Genomic DNA, 16,793 nt, shown 5'->3' on the forward strand with positions numbered 1-16,793 from the left:
ACGGCCAGCCTTTCACGAAACGTCAAATTTTTACTTGACGTGTTGACACATTTAGTTTAACATAGACATATGCATGATTCAAATTCATAAAAATAAAGTTATAGTTTAAAAATCTTAATAGGAAAGGAGCTTTGCCATGGAAGTGCGCCAGCTGAACACCCTGATCCGTGCCGCCCAGTTCCAGAGCTTTTCCAAGGCAGCGGAAAGTCTGGGCTATTCCCAGTCTGCCGTTACCGTGCAGATCAAGGCGCTGGAAGAAGAGCTGGGCGTGCGCCTGTTCGACCGCATGGGCAAGCGGGTGATCCTGACCGCACAGGGCCAGTGCTTTCTGGAATACGCCAACAGCATTCTGGACACCATCCACAACGCCCGCCGCGCCCTGAGCGAGGACGCCGAGCTGGAGGGCTGCCTGCACATCGGCACGCTGGAATCTCTCTGCTTTTTCCGTCTGCCCGGCCTGATGCATCAGTTCCGGCTGGAGCACCCCAAGGTCAGCCTGCGGGTCACTACCGGCTCCCCGGAGGAGCTCATTGAAAAAATGGAGCGCGGTCAGGTGGACCTGATCTGCATTCTGGACGAGCCCCGCTACTCCAACAGCTGGCACAAATGCAACGAGATCCCGGAAGAGGTGGTGTTTGCGGCATCGCCGGACATCGATCTGGGCCACCCCGGGCCCTACCGGGTGGCAGAGCTTCTGGACAAGCCCTTTTTCCTCACCGAACGCAATGCCAACTACCGCCGCACCTTTGACCGGTTTCTGGCTTCCCGCCAGATCGAGCTGACCCCCAGCCTTGAGATCAGCGATACCTCCTTTATCATCAAGATGCTGGAGCGCTCCTCCGGCATTTCCCTGCTGCCGCGCTTCGCTGTGGCCGAGCCTGCGTCCAGAGGAGATCTGCGCATTCTGGAGGTGTCGGACTTCCGGCTGACCATGTACCGCCAGATGTTCTACCACAAGGATAAATGCTGCACCCGGGAAATGGACGCCTTTATCCAGCTGGCCTCCGGGCCGGACCTGCCTCTTTTATAATACAGAAAGCAGCAGACCCCCGGGCGGTTCACCGCCCGGGGGTCTGCTGTGCTGAGGAGATTTCAGGAATTTGCAAAGCATTGCGCAGACTGTGTGCAGGCACAGCCCCGCAGATGAGGATGATTAAGCAAAGAAGGAGATGACCAGTGCCACCAGGAAGCCGACGACGCCCACCAGAGTTTCCATGATGGTCCAGGTCTTGAGGGTGGTCTTTTCATCCATGCCCACCAGGCTCTTCACCAGCCAGAAGCCGGAGTCGTTGAAGTGAGAGCAGACGGTGGAGCCGCCTGCAATGGCAGCGGTGACGCAGGCCAGATACAGCGGGCTCAGCTCGCTGAGGCCGGGCATGGCGGAGATGATACCGGCTGCCATGGTCATAGCCACGGTAGCGGAACCCACCGAGATACGCACCAGAGCAGCCACGATGAAGGCCACCAGCACCAGCGGCAGGCTGGCGTTTGCCACGGCGTTGCCGATGACATCGCCCAGACCGGAGTTCTGCAGCATATAGCGCAGCACGCCGCCGCAGGCAGTGACCAGCAGGATCATACCGGTGGGCTCAAGGGACTTGGTCATGATCTTTTCCAGCTGGGCATTGTTATAGCCGTGACGGGTGCCCAGCAGATACATAGCAGCGATGGTAGCCAGCAGCAGCGCCATGAAGGGCTCGCCGAGGAAGGCCAGAACGGGCTGGATGCCTGCCAGTGCGGGCACTACCTTTGCCACGGAGTTTGCGATGATGAGCAGCAGCGGGATCATGATGATGCCCACGATGGTGCCGAACTTGGGCAGCTTGCTCTCGTCAATGTCTGCCTGCTGTGCAACGTGCTCAGGCACCGCGATCATATACTTCTTGCCGCAGATGGAGCCCCAGATGGGACCGGCAGCGATCATGGCGAAGATGCCGCAGAAGATGCCGATGAGGATGACCCAGCCAAGGTCAACGCCCAGCATGGTAGCCACCAGAACGGGGCCCGGCGTGGGCGGGATGTAGGCGTGGCCGACCGCCAGACCGGCCAGCAGGGGGATAACATAGTACAGGACCGAGCGCTTGGTGCGCTTTGCCAGCGAGAAGGCCAGCGGGATCAGGATGATCAGACCGGCGTCAAAGAACACCGGCATGGCCACCACCAGACCCGTGATGCCCAGCGCCCATGCGGCTTTTTCGTCGCCGAACTTGCGCACCATGGTCACGGCCAGCGTCTGTGCGCCGCCGGATTCTTCCAGAATGGCGCCGAACATGGAGCCAAGGCCCACCAGAAGGGCGATACCCTTTAAGGTGTTGCCGATGCCTTCGTTGACCGAGCCGATGATGTCAGACAGGGGCATACCGGCCATCAGGCCGATGCCCACCGCACCGATCAGGATGGAGATCATGGCATGCACTTTGAACTTGATGATAAGGATGAGCAAAAGGATCAGGCCCGCCACTGCGGCGAACACGAGCCGCGCGGCGTCCGGGGTTGCAACAGCTGTCATAAACATATCCTCCATTTTTGATGTTATGTTTGCTTTGGGTCTTATTTCAGCGCCGTCCCCGCAGACGGACGCCGGATTCCGATGGATTTTTATAGACGAAGCAATATCCGCTTTTTTATTTTTGGCGTAACTTTCACCAGACCGTTCAGCAAAGCATCGCTGAGCAGTTGATTTTTGAGTTTGTGTCCAGCCTCCGCAGGAGCGTCTCTTACTCCATGTAGGCGCCCTTCATGGGGCTGACGGCGTGCTGAGAGTAGAGCTTCAGCAGGCCCTTGGTGTACTTGGGAGCCTTGGGCTTCCAGTTGGCACGGCGCTGGGCAAGGATGGCCTCCATCTCTTCGGGGGTCTTTTCTTCACCGTTCACGCCCACGATGGCCAGCTGACGGTTCGGCACATCGATGCGGATGAGGTCGCCCTCTTCCACCAGAGCGATGGGGCCGCCCACTGCAGCCTCCGGGCTGACATGGCCGATGACCGGGCCGCGGCTTGCGCCGGAGAAGCGGCCGTCGGTGATGAGGGCTACGCTGGAAGCCAGCTTGGGGTCGGCGCAGATGGCCTCGCCGGTGTAGAACATCTCGGGCATGCCGCTGCCGCGGGGACCTTCGTAGCGGATGAAGATGGCGTCGCCGGGCTGGACCTGCTTGTTCAGAACAGCGCTGATGCACTCTTCCTCGCTGTCAAAGGGCTTTGCGCGCAGGGTGGCGTGGAACATGTTCCTGGGGCAGGCAGTGTGCTTGATGACGCTGCCCTCCGGGGCCAGATTGCCCTTCAGGATAGCGATGCTGCCGTCGGTGCCCTTGGCGTTGTCAAAGCTGTGGATGATGTCCTCGCGGGTGACCTTGATGCCCAGACCCTTGGTCTTTTCCTGCAGGATCTCGTCGCAGTGCTCGTAGAAGCCGTTCTTCTTCAGCTCTTCCAGATTTTCACCCAGCGTCTTGCCGGTGACGGTCATCACGTCCAGATGCAGCATGGACTTGATCTCTTCCATCACGCGGGGCACGCCGCCTGCATAGTAGAAGTACTGTGCGGGCCAGTCGCCGGAGGGACGGATGTTCAGCAGATAGTGTGCGCCGCGGTGCATCCGGTCAAAGGTGTCGGCGTCGATCTCAAAGCCGAACTCGTGGGCAATGGCGGGCAGGTGCATGGTGGCATTGGTGGAGCCGGAGATGGCGGCGTGCACCATGATGGCGTTTTCAAAACTCTTCATGGTAACGATGTCCTTGGCCTTGATGCCCTCGGCCACCAGCTTCATCACCTGAACGCCGGCGTCATAGGCGGCCTGCTTCAGCTCCGGGGCGGTGGCAGGCATCAGGGCGGTGCCCGGCAGCATCAGGCCCAGTGCCTCGGCCATGATCTGCATGGTGGAAGCGGTGCCCATAAAGGAGCAGGCACCGCAGCTGGGGCAGGCGTTGTGCTTGTAGTAGTCCAGCTGTTCGTTGGGGATGACGCCGGTCTTTTCCCATGCGTCGAACTTGCCGATCTGTTCCAGCGTCAGCAGGTCGTTGATGGCGCAGGCGGGGTCGTTGACCACGTACTTCTTGGGCAGGGTGTGGGCTTCCATCACGCCGCCGGTGACCACGATGGCGCTCATATCCTTCAGGCGACCAATGCTCATCAGCATGGCCGGCATGGACTTATCGCAGCTGGCGATGAACACACCGCCGTCGTACACGGTGGCGTTAGCCTGAGCCTCCACCAGATTCACGATGGCGTCGCGGTGGGGCAGCGAGTAGTTGATGCCGTCGTGGCCCTGTGCGATGCCATCGCACATATCGGTTGCAAAATAACGTGCAGCCTTGCCGCCGTGGGTGTTGACTGCCTGTACAGCCTCCTTCACGAACTGATCCAGATGGGCGCTGCCGGGGTGGCTGTCGCCAAAGGTGCTCTCCACCATGATCTGGGGCTTGGAAAGGTCGTCCACCTTCCAGCCCATGCCGATCTTCAGCGGATCGTTTTCCGGTGCCAGTTTACGCACTGCCTGAGAACGCAGTTCCATGATCATACCTCCAAAATGCTCTTTTTTCTGCTTTGCAAATCGTCCTTTTGACTGTCGAACATCTTACATGTTCATTCTAATCGAATCCCGCCTCGTTTGCAAGTTGTCGCAGTCAGAACCCACTTTATGACAATAACCGGCCCAGTTTTTCGTGCATACTGCTCTGAAATCTTGGATACATCATACAATCCGAACCATTTTCCAACTTTTCCGTGTCATTCGTCCTAAAAAGTCATCAGACAACTTCAGACATAAAAAGTCCCCGCACAGCCCTTGCGCTGTGCGGGGACGTAAAATGCAGCGGCGTCAGGTTTCCCATTCGCCGTCGTAAAGCTTTCTTGCGGTTGAAATTCAGGTGCATCACCATGGCAGACCGGGCACCAATGGGGTCATGCCGGGCAATGGCTTCGGTGATCATGCGGTGGGTCAGGATGGTCTCCTCCGTCAGCTTTTTGTGGGTGACGTTCACGAACATCATGACCGCCGTATCGATAATGGGGATCAGCTGTTCCACCACCATGTTCTTGCTGCTCTCTGCGATGCAGGTATGGAATGCGATGTCGTCCTCAATGTACAGATCACCGCTGTGGATCTTGCTCTCCACCCGGTCGCACAGGCGCTGGATGCGCTCGATATCCTCGTCGGAAGCGTTCAGCGCTGCCATCTCGGCCATGCCCGGCTCCAGCAGCAGGCGCACGTTCACCAGATCCAGCGCCAGCGCGTTCTTGTCCTGCACGCTGCGCAGGTTCAGTGGGTCCGAAAGGCCCTTGGCGGTCGTGACCACATAGGTGCCAGAGCCCCGCCGCACCTCCACGATGCCCTTGCTGGACAGCAGCTTCACCGCTTCGCGCACGGTGCTGCGGCCCACGCCAAACTTTTCGCCCAGTTCAAATTCGTTGGGCAGCTTGGTGCCCGGTTCCAGCGGCGTGTCCAGAATATAATGGTAGATCTCATCCTCCACCTGCTCGGCCAGAAGCTTGTTTTTCAGATGGGAAAATTCGCTCATGGGTGCTCCCTCCCCTTTTTTGAGCTTATTATAAGGCAGCCGTGCAGGCAAAAGCAAGGGCCGTCCGCTTTTTTCAGGGGAATCAACTTTCCGCATGAAGACTTCCCCCGGAAGGAACCAATGAGAGCGCAGGCGGACAGCCGCGATTGGTGAAACCCTCTCAGTCAAAACCTGACAGTTTTGCCAGCTCCCCCGAGGGGGGAGCTTTTTGCCATCTTCCGGTCAGCACAGATAAAGCTCCCCCTTTCGGGGGAGCTGGCATCGAGCAAAGCGAGATGACTGAGAGGGTCAGTCCTCCCCGGGAAGCTGGCGCGGCGTTTTTAGCTCCGGGTCAAATTGCAAAAATTGATTTCCGTAGCTTTTTTGTTCCTGCGCAGCAGACCCGGCAGGCAGAAACACCACTGCCCCCGCCCGCCGGGGGATAGGAGAAGTCCGGCAGACGAGGGCAGCAGTGCTGTATCAGGATAGAGAGATCGCTTAGTTTTTGCCCTTGGGCAGCAGACCGGCGCGTTCCAGAGCCGGACGCAGGGCAAGGTACAGGATCACCACGCACACGGTGGAAGCCACACTGTTCACAAAGGTGACACCGCCTGCGATTTTGGTCAGCGCCTGTGCCACAGTGTATTCCTGACCAAAGATGTACACATTGCGGAAGTAGCCAAGGAAGGGGTCGGTCAGCACGTTCAGCAGCAGGCCGGAACCGGCAGAGACGATCACCTTTGCCAGATAGCCGGAGCTGCGCCTGTCCAGCTCGCGCAGCTTGAAGACCTTGTGCGCCACAGCACCGCAGGTGATGCCGATGATGAACTTCAGCACAAAGGTGGTGACGGCGTAGCCCGGGTCACCGGCCAGGATATCGGCCAGCGCCAGACCAATGGCACCGGCCAGACCGCCGGATACACCGTCCAGCAGCAGTGCGGTCAGGGCGGTGAAGGTGTTGCCCAGATGGAACGACGAACCGCCGTAGAACGGCACACGGAAGAACAGATAGGCCACAAGGCTCAAAGCGGCCATGACGCCGGTGAGGGCCAGTTCCTTGGTGGTGAAGGTGCGCTTGTACAGCACACTGCCAATGACGATGGCGATGACAACGACTGCCAGCAGCAGCCACATTGCAGTAGTAGACATGATTTACTTTCCCTCCAATTTTCCGTTCCCGCGGAGCCAAAGCCCTAAAACCTACATGGAAATCAACTTTTGCAGTTTAACCCAGAGCGAAAGCCTTCACCCCTTGGGGACAGATTTCCCCGTAAAACCTACAATCCTACTTGACATTTGGGTGTCCAGCGGGTATGCTCCTATTATACGCAGAACTGACACCATGAAAATACCCAGAACAAAGTTTTTTTATGGTATCAGTTTGGTGCAATACCCAAACAGGAGGGATGATTTATGGTCCATCTGACCACAGCGCTGGACCCGTCTTCCAGCGTGCCGCTGTACGAACAGCTGTACCACAGCCTTGCCGGAGAGATGCGCAGCGGTACGCTTTCGGCAGGCGTCCGGATGCCCGGCAAGCGGCGTCTGGCGGCAGAGCTGTCCGTCTCGGTGAACACGGTGGACGCCGCCTATCAGATGCTGGCGGCGGAAGGATATCTGGAGTCCCGGGAGCGCAGCGGCTTTTATGTACAGGAGTATCTGGCCCTGCCCTCCCGCCCGGCCGGTCTGCCCCAGCCGCCGGCGCCGCCGGTGCCGCCCCCCCCCGCCGCCGGTGCGATACGACCTTTCCACCCGGGGCGTGGACCCGGGGCTGTTCCCCTTCCGCACATGGGCGCGGCTGCAGAAGGAGCTGCTGTACTCTTCGCCGGAGCTGCTCACCCACGGCGATGCGCAGGGCGACCCGGCCCTGCGGCGGGCACTGGCCGAATATCTTTCCGAATACCGGGGCGTGCAGTGCGGGCCGCATCAGATCGTGGTGGGAGCCGGTCTGGAATACCTGCTGAGCCTGCTGGCCCCGCTGCTGCCGGGCATGGCCGCAGTGGAAACGCCGGGCTACCCCCGCGCAAAACAGGTGCTGGAGAACAGCGGCGTGCACTGCTGCTGCCTGCCGGTGGACGGCGACGGCCTCTCGGTGGAGGCGCTGAACCGGTCGGATGCGGCGGTGTGCTACGTCACGCCCAGCCACCAGTTCCCCACCGGCGTCACCATGCCGGCGGGCCGCAGAGCCGAGCTTCTGCACTGGGCGGCCCGCAGGCCGGGCGGGCGGTACATCATAGAGGACGACTACGACTCCGAGTTCCGTTTTGACACCCGTCCCCTGCCCAGCCTGCAGGGCATGGCGGGTGCAGACGGCCCGGTGGTGTACCTCTCCACCTGCTCCCGCAGTCTGGCCCCCAGCATCCGCATTGCCTATATGGTGCTGCCGGAGCACCTTCTGCCCGCATGGAGAGAAAAGTACCGGCTCTATTCCGGCACCGTGAGCCGCTTTGAGCAGCAGACGCTGGCCCGGTTCATCACAGAAGGCTATTTTACCCGGCATCTGGCCCGGGAGCGGGTGGCCTACAAGGCCCGGCGGGACGCACTGGCTGCAGCGCTGACGGCAGCCTTCGGGCCGGAGGAGCTGACCCTTGCGGGCCTGCACACCGGTCTGCATCTGCTGGCAAAGCTCAGGGACCCGCCGCCGGACGACGCCCTGCGCCGCGCCGCCGAAGCCGAAGGCGTGCAGCTGGGCCTGCTGAGCGACTATGACCTGACCGGCGAAGCCCCCTCGGCGGCGGGCACGCTGGTGCTGGGCTACGGCTCCTTGAAGGACGAGGCCTGTGCCTCGGTGGGCGAAACGTTGAAAAAGGTCTGCACGGCGGCGTGGGAAGCGTCCGTGACCGTGTAGGTGCCGCTGGCGGCATCCCACCGGCCGGGCAGAGCCTGCGCTTCCACGGCGGCGCCGTTGTTGGCCAGAAATTCCAGCGTGCGGCCCAGCGCGTCGTAGTCCAGCGCGGTCAGGTCGGTAAGCAGCAAAGAGCTGACGCCCCGCAGCGCGTCCGGCAGGGTGGTGGGCAGCAGCTCTGCATTCTGCCGGAAAAAGGCGTCCCATGCGGCTGCACGGGCCGCCGCAGTGCGCTGGGGCGAAAGCGCAGTGTCCGCCTGCAGCTGGCACAGAAACGCATGGGCGTCCCCGGCAGAAATGCCCTGCACCGCCCGGCTGCGGCCATAGCGGGCAAGCTCGTCTTCGGTCAGTGCACCGGAAAAGCCGATCCGGACCGGTCCGTAGCGGCTGGCAATGCGCTCCAGCACATCGGGAGAGAAGGCCAGATACCGGGTATCCTCCGGCAGGGCAAGCACCTGCATCAGTGCTTCCCGGCAGCGGGCCGGGCCTGCAGCGGCATAGCACTGCGCAAGGGCCGCCTGCTCATCGGCAAAGGGCACTGTGAGCACGGCGGGCACGCTGAGCAGATGCACACAGTTCTGGCTGGCGTTCAGGTAGGCCAGCACGAAGCCGGGCTGATCGCCAGAGACGCACAGCAGCACCGTGAGCTGATCGGTCGTCCGGGGCAGCTGAACGGGCACGCCGCTCTCGCTGCGGGCCGCCTGCCGCAGCTGGGCACGCAGCTGCTGGCGGGACAGCAGCACCGTGCCGCCCACCAGCGGGACCAGAACCAGCAGCGACGCCAGCAGCGATGTCCAGAAAGGTCTCCAACCTCCACTGCGCATGGTACATACCGCCTTTCGATTTTTGCATAAAGCTTTGGCCCGCAGGCAAGACTTTATGCAGAAAAGGAGGCGTTTGCAGATGAAAAACAACAAAGAGACCACACCGATCACAGAGAAAGAGCGGGAGGACTTCTGGCTGGAGATCGGCCCGGCCAGTGCCTATTACGGCACAGATTCCTATGAAACAGCCAGAGAAAACGGCGATGCCAGCCCGGACGGGAAGCGTCTTGGCTTTGACGGCGCAGAGCCAGGCACCGGCCCCCGTGGAACTGCGCCGGATAGCCCCGCACTGGAACCTTGGGATGATCTGCCGCCCATCGACCGGCCCTGAAAAGTCACACCAAAATAAAATTCATCTGTCTGCATAACAGATGAAAAAGCAGCATATGATATATAAAATGTCTTGCTTACAAGGACAGAATATGGTATAGTCTTTCTATCGCGCACAGCTGTGCGCCGAAAGAACTGAAAAAGACGTGTACGGCAGGCAGTGTCCGTGCACTCTGGAGAAGCCCGCGTTTCAGAGCGGCGGGTGCCGAAGGTGTAAGGCCGCAGGGAAAGGCGGCTGTATCTCTCAGGCAAAAGGACAGAGCCATCGTCTTTGCGCAATGGGGCGCAGCCGGGAATGCGGCGCGCCCCGGCTGCGGAAAATGAGAGCGCTCCGAATTTTGCGGGCAGAGCCTTTGGCGGGTTCTGTCCGCTTTTGTTTTGTGTATAGGGGGAAAAGAAAGAATGGTCGAGATGATCACACAGGTGAACAACGCCGTCAACGGTGTGGTGTGGGGGCCCTTTGGTCTGGCGCTGCTGTTCTGCACCGGCTTCTGGATGAGCGCCCGCACGGGCTTTTTCCAGTTCCGTAAAATGGGCTACTGGCTCCGGCACACCATCGGTGCGATCTTCACCAACAAGGACATCACCGCGCACACCAGCAAGGAGGATATGGCCATCAGCCAGTTCCAGAGCATGTGCACGGCGCTGGCGGGCACCATCGGCACCGGCAACATCGTGGGTGTGGCAACGGCCATCGTCTCCGGCGGCCCGGGTGCCATCTTCTGGATGTGGGTCATGGCATTGCTTGGCATGATGACCAGCTTTTCCGAGAATGTTCTGGGCGTCTACTACCGCCGCAAAAACGAAAAGGGCGAGTGGTCGGGCGGTGCCATGTACTACCTCACCGACGGTCTGGGCGCAAAAAAAGGCTGTCGGCAGATCGGCAGAGTGCTGGCGGTGCTGTTTGCCTGCTTCTGCATCCTTGCATCCTTCGGCATCGGCAACATGAGCCAGATCAATTCCATTGCCGGCAATATGAACGCCGCCTTCGGCGTGCCGACCCTCGTCACCGGCCTGTGCCTGATGGCGGTCACAGCCCTCATCGTCATTGGCGGACTGAAGCGGGTGGCCGCTGTCACCGAAAAGCTGGTGCCGCTGATGGCACTGTTCTACATTGCAGGCGCACTTATGATCGTGGTGCTCCATGCAGGCAATATCCCGGCAGCATTTGCCGCCATCTTCAAGGGTGCCTTCAACCTGAACGCCGCAGGCGGCGGTGCGCTGGGCTACGGCATCAGCCAGACCATCACATGGGGCTTCAAGCGCGGTGCCTTCTCCAACGAAGCTGGTCTCGGCTCTGCCGTCATGGTCAACTCGGCCTCCAACGTCAAGGAGCCGGTGCATCAGGGCATGTGGGGCGTGTTTGAGGTGTTTGCGGATACCATCGTGGTCTGCACGCTCACCGCGCTGGTCATTCTGACCACCGGCGTTGTGGATCTGCAGAGCGGTGCGGTGCTGGTCGGCGTGCAGGACAACGCGCTGGTGGGTCAGGCGTTCACCGCAGCCTTTGGCAGCTTCGGCCCCAAGTTCATTGCCATCTCCATCCTGCTGTTCGCCTACTCCACCACGCTGGGCTGGAGCCACTACGGCACCAAGGCTGTGGAGTACCTGTTCGGCGCCACCGGAAGCCGCATCTACAAGGTGGTGTTCGTGTGCATGACCGTGGTGGGCGCTACCATGAAGCTGGGTCTTGCGTGGGACCTCTCCGATACCTTCAACGGCCTGATGATGATCCCGAACCTCATCGGTGTGCTGGCCCTGTCCGGCACCGTGGTGGCCATTACCAGAAACTACTTTGACCGCAGGGTGAAGGGCAAGGACATCGAGCCCATGTGGTCGGCCTTCCCCGAATACCAGAAACAGGAAGAAGCGGAAGCCGCTGCAGAGGAAGCCGAGCTGGAAAAGGCCGCGAACAAATAAAAAAGAGACGCAGGGGCCGTCCACGATTTGTGGACGGCCCCTGCGTTTTAGCATCATTCTTTTTCCAGCAGCAGGAACCGGAACGAGATCTCAGTCTCCAGCTCCGGCAGGGCGGCAAGACGTTCTGCACCGCCGCGGGGCGTTTTCCAGTAGTAAGGCGTCATGGCGAACAGGGCTTCCAGCTGGTCCTGCGGCACCGTGATGCGGCCCGACACCTCCCGCTCTCCAATGGCCCGGAAGCCTGCGTAGGCGATCTGCTGCACCGGGTTTTTATACGGCTTTTCGTAAAGCACCGCTTTCATCTGATAGAGGTGCTCCGCACCGGGCACCACGTAAATCATCCGCCCGCCCGGGCGCAGCACCCGCAGGAATTCCTCCTGCGCAAAGGGCGAAAAGCAGTTCAGCAGCAGGTCGGCCCAGCCGGTGCGCACCGGCTGGCTGAAGCTGGACGCCACCGCATACTGTGCCGTGGGCAGGGCCTTTGCAGCCAGACGCACCGCAGGCTTTGCGATATCAAAGCCCGCCAGCTGCACCCGGCTGCCCTTTTCGGCAAAGGCCTGTGCGATGCAGCGGTCGTACCAGCCCTCGCCGCAGCCCGCATCCAGCAGGTGCAGCGGCGCATCCGGCGCGGCAGGCAGGCCGTATTCCAGACACAGCTCTCCCAGCGCCCTGCCGAAGATGCCGTAGTATCCGGCATTCAGAAACGCGCGGCGGGCCGCCACCATCTCTTTGCTGTCGCCAGGGGCCTTGGTGCGCATGCTCTGCACCGGCAGCAGGTGCCAGTAGCCCTCCTTTGCACGGTCGAAGCAGTGGCCCTTTGTGCATTTCAGGGTGCTGTCGCCGGTCAGTTTTTCCCCGCACAGCGGGCACTGCCATGGGGCAAACGGTTCATTTTTGCTCATACTTCGTCGCTGTGGTCCTCAATGGGGGCAGTTGCGCCGCCGTGGGCATTCATATATTCCTCAAAGTTGGTGAACTTCTGCTGCGGCGGCCGGCGGCTGATGAGCACCAGACCCGGGTCATCGTCCCGTACAGCGGCACGGCTGCGGCGGCCGGACTCCGTTTTGGGTGCGCGGGCCGCTGCGGGCTGGGCGCTGCGGGGGCCGTTCTGACGGCTGCGGGGGCCGTTGTTTGCGCTGCGGCCCTGCTCCGCGTTCTGGTTCTGGGCGGCAGGCTGACCGTTCTGGCGTGCCGGGCGTTCATTGCGGCGGCCGCGTGGACCCTGACTGCCGCCGGACTGCTGTGCAGGCTGCGCGGCGGTGCGGATGGCCGGGGCGGCAGGTGCAGCCGGGGCCTTCTTGGCCGGGCGCAGCGGCGTGGCCTCCGGCGCACTGACAAAGTGCGGGTCAAACTTGGGCTGTGCATTGCTGCCGCGGGCAGGAGCATTCTGTTCCCGGCGCGGGCGGCTGCCAGTATTGGAACGGCGGTCGCTGCTGCGTCCGCCGGAAGTGCGCTTGGTATCATCCATGAGTGGTTCCTCTTTTTCGATTTTTACAGGCTTCGCCTGCACTTTGGGTGCGGGTGCGGCCTTTTTTTCAGGCTTTGCTTCGCTCTTTGCAGGCTTTGCCTGTTTTGCGGCCTGCTTTTCTGCCGGTTCGGCGGCAGCGGCCTTGGGCTTTTTGCCGCGCACGGGCGGCTCCGGGCGCACCGGCGCGGGCACGCCGTCCCATGGGTGGCCGCTCACCACAGGGATCTTGCGGCGGTTCAGCTTTTCGATGCCTGCCAGATACTCCTGTTCCTCGGGTGCGCAGAAGCTGACCGCCGTACCGTCGGCACCGGCACGGGCCGTGCGGCCGATGCGGTGCACATAGGTCTCCGGCACCTCGGGCAGGTCGTAGTTGAACACGTGGGACAGCTCGCTGATATCGATGCCGCGGGCGGCGATATCGGTGGCTACCAGCACCTTGGTCTTGCCGGCCTTGAAGTTTTCCAGTGCGGCGACGCGGGCGGTCTGGCTCTTGTTGCCATGGATCGCCGCAGCCGGGATGCCCTGCTTGGTGAGGTCTTTTGCGATCTTATCCGCGCCGTGCTTGGTGCGGCTGAACACCAGCGCATTCACCACCGGGGGCTGCAGGTTCTTGATGAGCCAGGGCAGCAGGAATTTCTTGTTGCCCTTTTCCACATGATACAGGCTCTGCTGGATGCGGTCCACGGTGCTGGACACCGGGTCCACCTTCACAAAGGCGGGCTTGCGCAGGATGCCGGCCGCCAGCTGCTCGATCTCGGTGGGCATGGTGGCGCTGAACATCAGGTTCTGGCGCTCCCCGGGCAGCTTTGCGATCACCTTCTTCACGTCGTGCACAAAGCCCATATCCAGCATCCGGTCGGCTTCGTCCAGCACAAAGATCTCAAGGTCCGACAGGTCGATGAAGCCCTGTCCGATCAGGTCGTTGAGCCGTCCCGGGCAGGCAATGAGGATGTCTACCCCCTTTTTGAGCGCTTCCACCTGCGGTGCCTGCCCTACGCCGCCAAAAATGACGGTGCTGCGCAGCTTGAGATACTTGCCGTAGGCGTCAAAGCTCTCGCCGATCTGCAGGGCAAGCTCACGGGTGGGGGTCAGGATCAGGGCGCGGATGGCCCCCTTTCTGCGGGGCGCATTGGCCGTGAGCCGGTCCAGCATGGGCAGCGCAAAAGCAGCCGTCTTGCCGGTACCGGTCTGGGCACAGCCCATCAGATCCCGGCCGGACAGCACCGGCGGGATCGCCGCCGCCTGAATGGGCGACGGGGTCTCATAGCCTGCTTCCTGCACAGCGCGCAGGAGCGGGGCGGACAGATTCAATTCTTTAAAAGTCATGGTTCTCCTAATTATTTCTCATGTGATTCGTTCGGCACACAAACCCTCTCCGGCTCGCGTTCGCTCGCCAGCTCCCCCGAAGGGGGAGCTTTTACAAGAAGGATCACTTTTGTGCACATCCCGAAGAGCTCCCCCCTTTGAAGGAGCTGGCAAAACCGTCAGGTTTTGACTGAGAGGCTTATTCCGTAATTTTCCGGCACTCCACGTAGTACCGCTTTTCTTCGGCGTGGCCCATGCTGAAGGTCTTGCGGGGCAGCACGCCGCCCATCACAACGCCCTTGAACAGGTCGCTCTTGGCAAACGGCGGCATCAGAAAGGCCACAGCGCCCTTTTTGCACAGGGCGCGGACGGCAGGCTCATCGTGGACGTAATCCACCCGTGCCTCCGTGTGGCGTTCCATATAGTCCGCAATAAAATCGTCGATGGTGCCCACGGTCAGCGGCTCGGTGGGGTTCTCGAAGCTGAGCACGTTGGACATGTGCGGCCCTGCCAGCGTGAAGGGCTGCTGCTTGCCGCCGCCGAAGCAGCAGCCGACCATATTGGAGTCGCTCCACGTGATCAGGCTCAGCAGCACCGTGGCGCAGTCCACATTGAACAGCACCCGGTGGATGGGCTCGATCTCGATGGCGGGCGAGTGCACATTGCACACCTCGGCCAGACACCAGCGGGCGGGATGCACCGCGGCCTGCTCCGGCGTCAGGGTCTTTTTCAGCTCCTCCCAGCAGGCCTTTGCGGTGGCCAGCGAATGGTTGCCGTCGCCCACGGCCAGCGTCAGCGGGTCGCGGCGGGTGGCATCCGGGTACTTTTTGTCAAACTCTTCCTGACTGCCCAGCACGGCCAGTGCATCCTCGATCTGCGCGATGAGGGCAGGGTCTTCCACGGCCCAGCCCGCAATGTGGCCGCCGTTCAGCATCAATTCGCCCTCGTATACCTTGGGCAGCTCCTGCTTGTGCGCTGCCACCGGCTCGATGAGGGTGCAGCCCGGGTCATCGGCCAGCATCATGATGTGAGGCGTTTCCAGGCTGGCGCCGGTGCGCACCTTCATGCGAGGTGGGATGCGGCTTTCCACGGTGCTCTCGCTGGGGCGCACCGTGCATTTCTCGCCCCGGCGGTAGCTGTAGGCTTCCAGATCCACCATGCCCACAAGGCCCTGCCGCACCTTGCCGCTCTGCTCGGTGCGCTCTACGTAGATAAAGCCGTCCACCGCGCGGGTAAGCACATTCTGTGCGTAATCGTCCATGGCGGCGTGAATCTTTTCAATGCGGGCGTCCGCATCGCCGTCCTCCAGATAGACCTCCGGCAGGATCAGGTTCAGGGTGCTGGGACTGCCCGCTGCAGCGGCCTCGGCCTTCTGCCAGTAATCCCGGTCACTGGTGAACTGGTCGCAGGCGATGCAGCCCCACTTTTCCAGCGGGATCTGTGCCGAAGGCAGAAGGATATGGGCCGGTGCAAAGCAGGATTTGGTATTCATAGCAGATTCCTCCCTCTTATAAAACCAGAGACGTTACTGGAAGATGTCGGCGCTGTGCAGCACCAGATGCTGCACGCCCTGTCCGGCGGCAGACTGCTCCAGTGCGGTGCGGCTGTCGGCGTCCACCGCCTTGTCTGCCGTCACCAGCAGGTTGTCCATGCCCAGCGTCACAGCAGGCACATCCAGCGACACGCTGTTGGTATTGCACTGATCCAGCGTGTAGCTGAACCACAGGGTCATGCTGCCCGCAAAGCGGCTCTGCAGGGCGGCGATATCCGCCTTGAGCTGATCCGCGCGGGAAACGCCGCTGGTCTCGCCGTAGTCCTGTTTGCGGCTGAGCTTCGGGAACTGGACATTGGTCAGGACCACCTGCTCAAAGCCCATGCCCTGCACCTCGGCCACAAGGTCGCCTACATATTCCACTGCCGCAGCGGAGTAGGGGTTCAGCCATGCATTGCCGTCCTTCTGGGCGTCCAGCCACAGGCCGTCGCCGTAGTGGATAGCCATGCTGCGGTCGGTGCGGGAGGAGATGGGGTCCTTGAAGGCTGCAAGCTGGGCCACAGGGATCACGCCCTCTTCCCGGAAGATAGCCGCGATGCGGGCCGGGTCCACGGTGGTACCGGCAATGCTCTGGGCGGCAGCCGGCACCTGCGAAGCGTAGCAGATGCTGCCATCCGGTGTTTTCAGGGTCACAAGGCCGTAGTCTGCCCCCTGTGCCTTGAGCTGCTGTGCCGCCGCACGGATGGATGCGTCATCGGCAAGGGCACTTACGTCCACCGCCGCCCAGCTGCCGCCGGTGACGGCCCTGCCGTCCAGCCCCTTGGGCTGTTCCGGCTCCGGCTGGGACGAGGCCGCTTCCTCTGCCGCCGCAGATGCAGCCGCTTCGGAGGAAGCCGCTGCGCGGGATGCAGATTCCGCTTCCAGATCCCGGTTCTTCACCACGGTGTACCATGTGTGCGTGGCCCAGTCCAGCACATGGGGTGCCGCCAGCCATGCCGCGCCCAGCACCACCAGCACCAGCACCAGGATGCCAACGCCGCGCTTGATGCGGGCGCCCCGGCTGTAGAAGCTGCGGTGGTAGCGCTTGACCTTCTGCCGTTTATACTTTGCCATTGTCGA

13 protein-coding genes, 1 pseudogene and 1 riboswitch are annotated in these 16,793 nt (G+C 61.5%); of the genes and pseudogenes, 5 read left to right on the forward strand and 9 right to left on the reverse strand.

Annotated elements, in window-relative coordinates; all coding sequences use genetic code 11:
* Positions 1-136: 136 nt before the first annotated feature.
* Positions 137-1,030, forward strand: coding sequence for a LysR family transcriptional regulator (locus MTP37_RS12440; protein WP_249237541.1), 894 nt, complete (start codon positions 137-139; stop codon positions 1,028-1,030).
* Between the two features lie 123 nt (positions 1,031-1,153).
* On the opposite strand, the gene MTP37_RS12445 is transcribed toward MTP37_RS12440, so the two are convergent.
* The 4 genes from MTP37_RS12445 to MTP37_RS12460 all read right to left on the reverse strand — a co-directional run bounded on the left by MTP37_RS12445 (position 1,154) and on the right by MTP37_RS12460 (position 6,639).
* Complete coding sequence (locus MTP37_RS12445; RefSeq protein ID WP_249237542.1) at positions 1,154-2,509, reverse strand: GntP family permease; 1,356 nt, start codon at positions 2,507-2,509, stop codon at positions 1,154-1,156.
* Positions 2,510-2,717: 208 nt separating this feature from the next.
* Positions 2,718-4,499, reverse strand: coding sequence for a dihydroxy-acid dehydratase (ilvD, locus tag MTP37_RS12450; RefSeq protein ID WP_437443610.1), 1,782 nt, complete (start codon positions 4,497-4,499; stop codon positions 2,718-2,720).
* Between the two features lie 241 nt (positions 4,500-4,740).
* On the reverse strand, positions 4,741-5,511 hold the full coding sequence (locus tag MTP37_RS12455; protein WP_249237544.1) for a FadR/GntR family transcriptional regulator: 771 nt from the start codon (positions 5,509-5,511) through the stop codon (positions 4,741-4,743).
* A gap of 477 nt (positions 5,512-5,988) precedes the next feature.
* Complete coding sequence (locus MTP37_RS12460) at positions 5,989-6,639, reverse strand: ECF transporter S component (RefSeq protein ID WP_249237545.1); 651 nt, start codon at positions 6,637-6,639, stop codon at positions 5,989-5,991.
* A gap of 345 nt (positions 6,640-6,984) precedes the next feature.
* On the opposite strand from MTP37_RS12460, the pseudogene MTP37_RS12465 reads away from it, so the two are divergent.
* Positions 6,985-7,080: pseudogene (locus MTP37_RS12465) on the forward strand (hypothetical protein); the annotation flags it as partial.
* Between the two features lie 55 nt (positions 7,081-7,135).
* Positions 7,136-8,338 (forward strand): MocR-like pyridoxine biosynthesis transcription factor PdxR, encoded by a 1,203-nt coding sequence (gene pdxR, locus MTP37_RS12470; RefSeq protein ID WP_249237546.1) that lies wholly within the window; start codon positions 7,136-7,138, stop codon positions 8,336-8,338.
* On the opposite strand, the gene MTP37_RS12475 is transcribed toward pdxR, so the two are convergent.
* Complete coding sequence (locus MTP37_RS12475; protein WP_249237547.1) at positions 8,245-9,159, reverse strand: hypothetical protein; 915 nt, start codon at positions 9,157-9,159, stop codon at positions 8,245-8,247. The two genes, pdxR and MTP37_RS12475, sit on opposite strands and share 94 nt — an antisense overlap.
* Before the next feature lie 79 nt (positions 9,160-9,238).
* Here MTP37_RS12475 and MTP37_RS12480 point away from each other — a divergent pair, with 79 nt between their 5' ends.
* The gene (locus MTP37_RS12480) at positions 9,239-9,490 is read left to right on the forward strand and encodes a hypothetical protein (RefSeq protein ID WP_249237548.1); all 252 of its coding nucleotides are present in this window, start codon (positions 9,239-9,241) and stop codon (positions 9,488-9,490) included.
* Positions 9,491-9,652: 162 nt separating this feature from the next.
* A riboswitch (glycine riboswitch) is annotated at positions 9,653-9,759 on the forward strand.
* Positions 9,760-9,891: 132 nt separating this feature from the next.
* Positions 9,892-11,409 (forward strand): alanine/glycine:cation symporter family protein, encoded by a 1,518-nt coding sequence (locus MTP37_RS12485; protein ID WP_249237549.1) that lies wholly within the window; start codon positions 9,892-9,894, stop codon positions 11,407-11,409.
* A gap of 53 nt (positions 11,410-11,462) precedes the next feature.
* On the opposite strand, the gene MTP37_RS12490 is transcribed toward MTP37_RS12485, so the two are convergent.
* The 4 genes from MTP37_RS12490 to MTP37_RS12505 form a co-directional block, all read right to left on the reverse strand.
* Entirely contained in the window at positions 11,463-12,311 is an 849-nt protein-coding gene (locus tag MTP37_RS12490) for a putative RNA methyltransferase (protein ID WP_249237550.1), read from the reverse strand.
* The gene (locus MTP37_RS12495) at positions 12,308-14,203 is read right to left on the reverse strand and encodes a DEAD/DEAH box helicase (protein ID WP_249237551.1); all 1,896 of its coding nucleotides are present in this window, start codon (positions 14,201-14,203) and stop codon (positions 12,308-12,310) included. Before MTP37_RS12495 ends, MTP37_RS12490 begins: the two co-directional genes overlap by 4 nt.
* Before the next feature lie 178 nt (positions 14,204-14,381).
* Positions 14,382-15,674, reverse strand: coding sequence for a DUF1015 domain-containing protein (locus MTP37_RS12500; protein ID WP_249237552.1), 1,293 nt, complete (start codon positions 15,672-15,674; stop codon positions 14,382-14,384).
* A 33-nt stretch (positions 15,675-15,707) separates the two neighbouring features.
* On the reverse strand, positions 15,708-16,787 hold the full coding sequence (locus MTP37_RS12505) for a putative glycoside hydrolase (RefSeq protein WP_249237553.1): 1,080 nt from the start codon (positions 16,785-16,787) through the stop codon (positions 15,708-15,710).
* Positions 16,788-16,793: the final 6 nt, after the last annotated feature.

The sequence above is a fragment of the Faecalibacterium sp. HTF-F genome, from assembly GCF_023347535.1.
Taxonomy (GTDB): Bacteria; Bacillota; Clostridia; order Oscillospirales; family Ruminococcaceae; genus Faecalibacterium; species Faecalibacterium wellingii.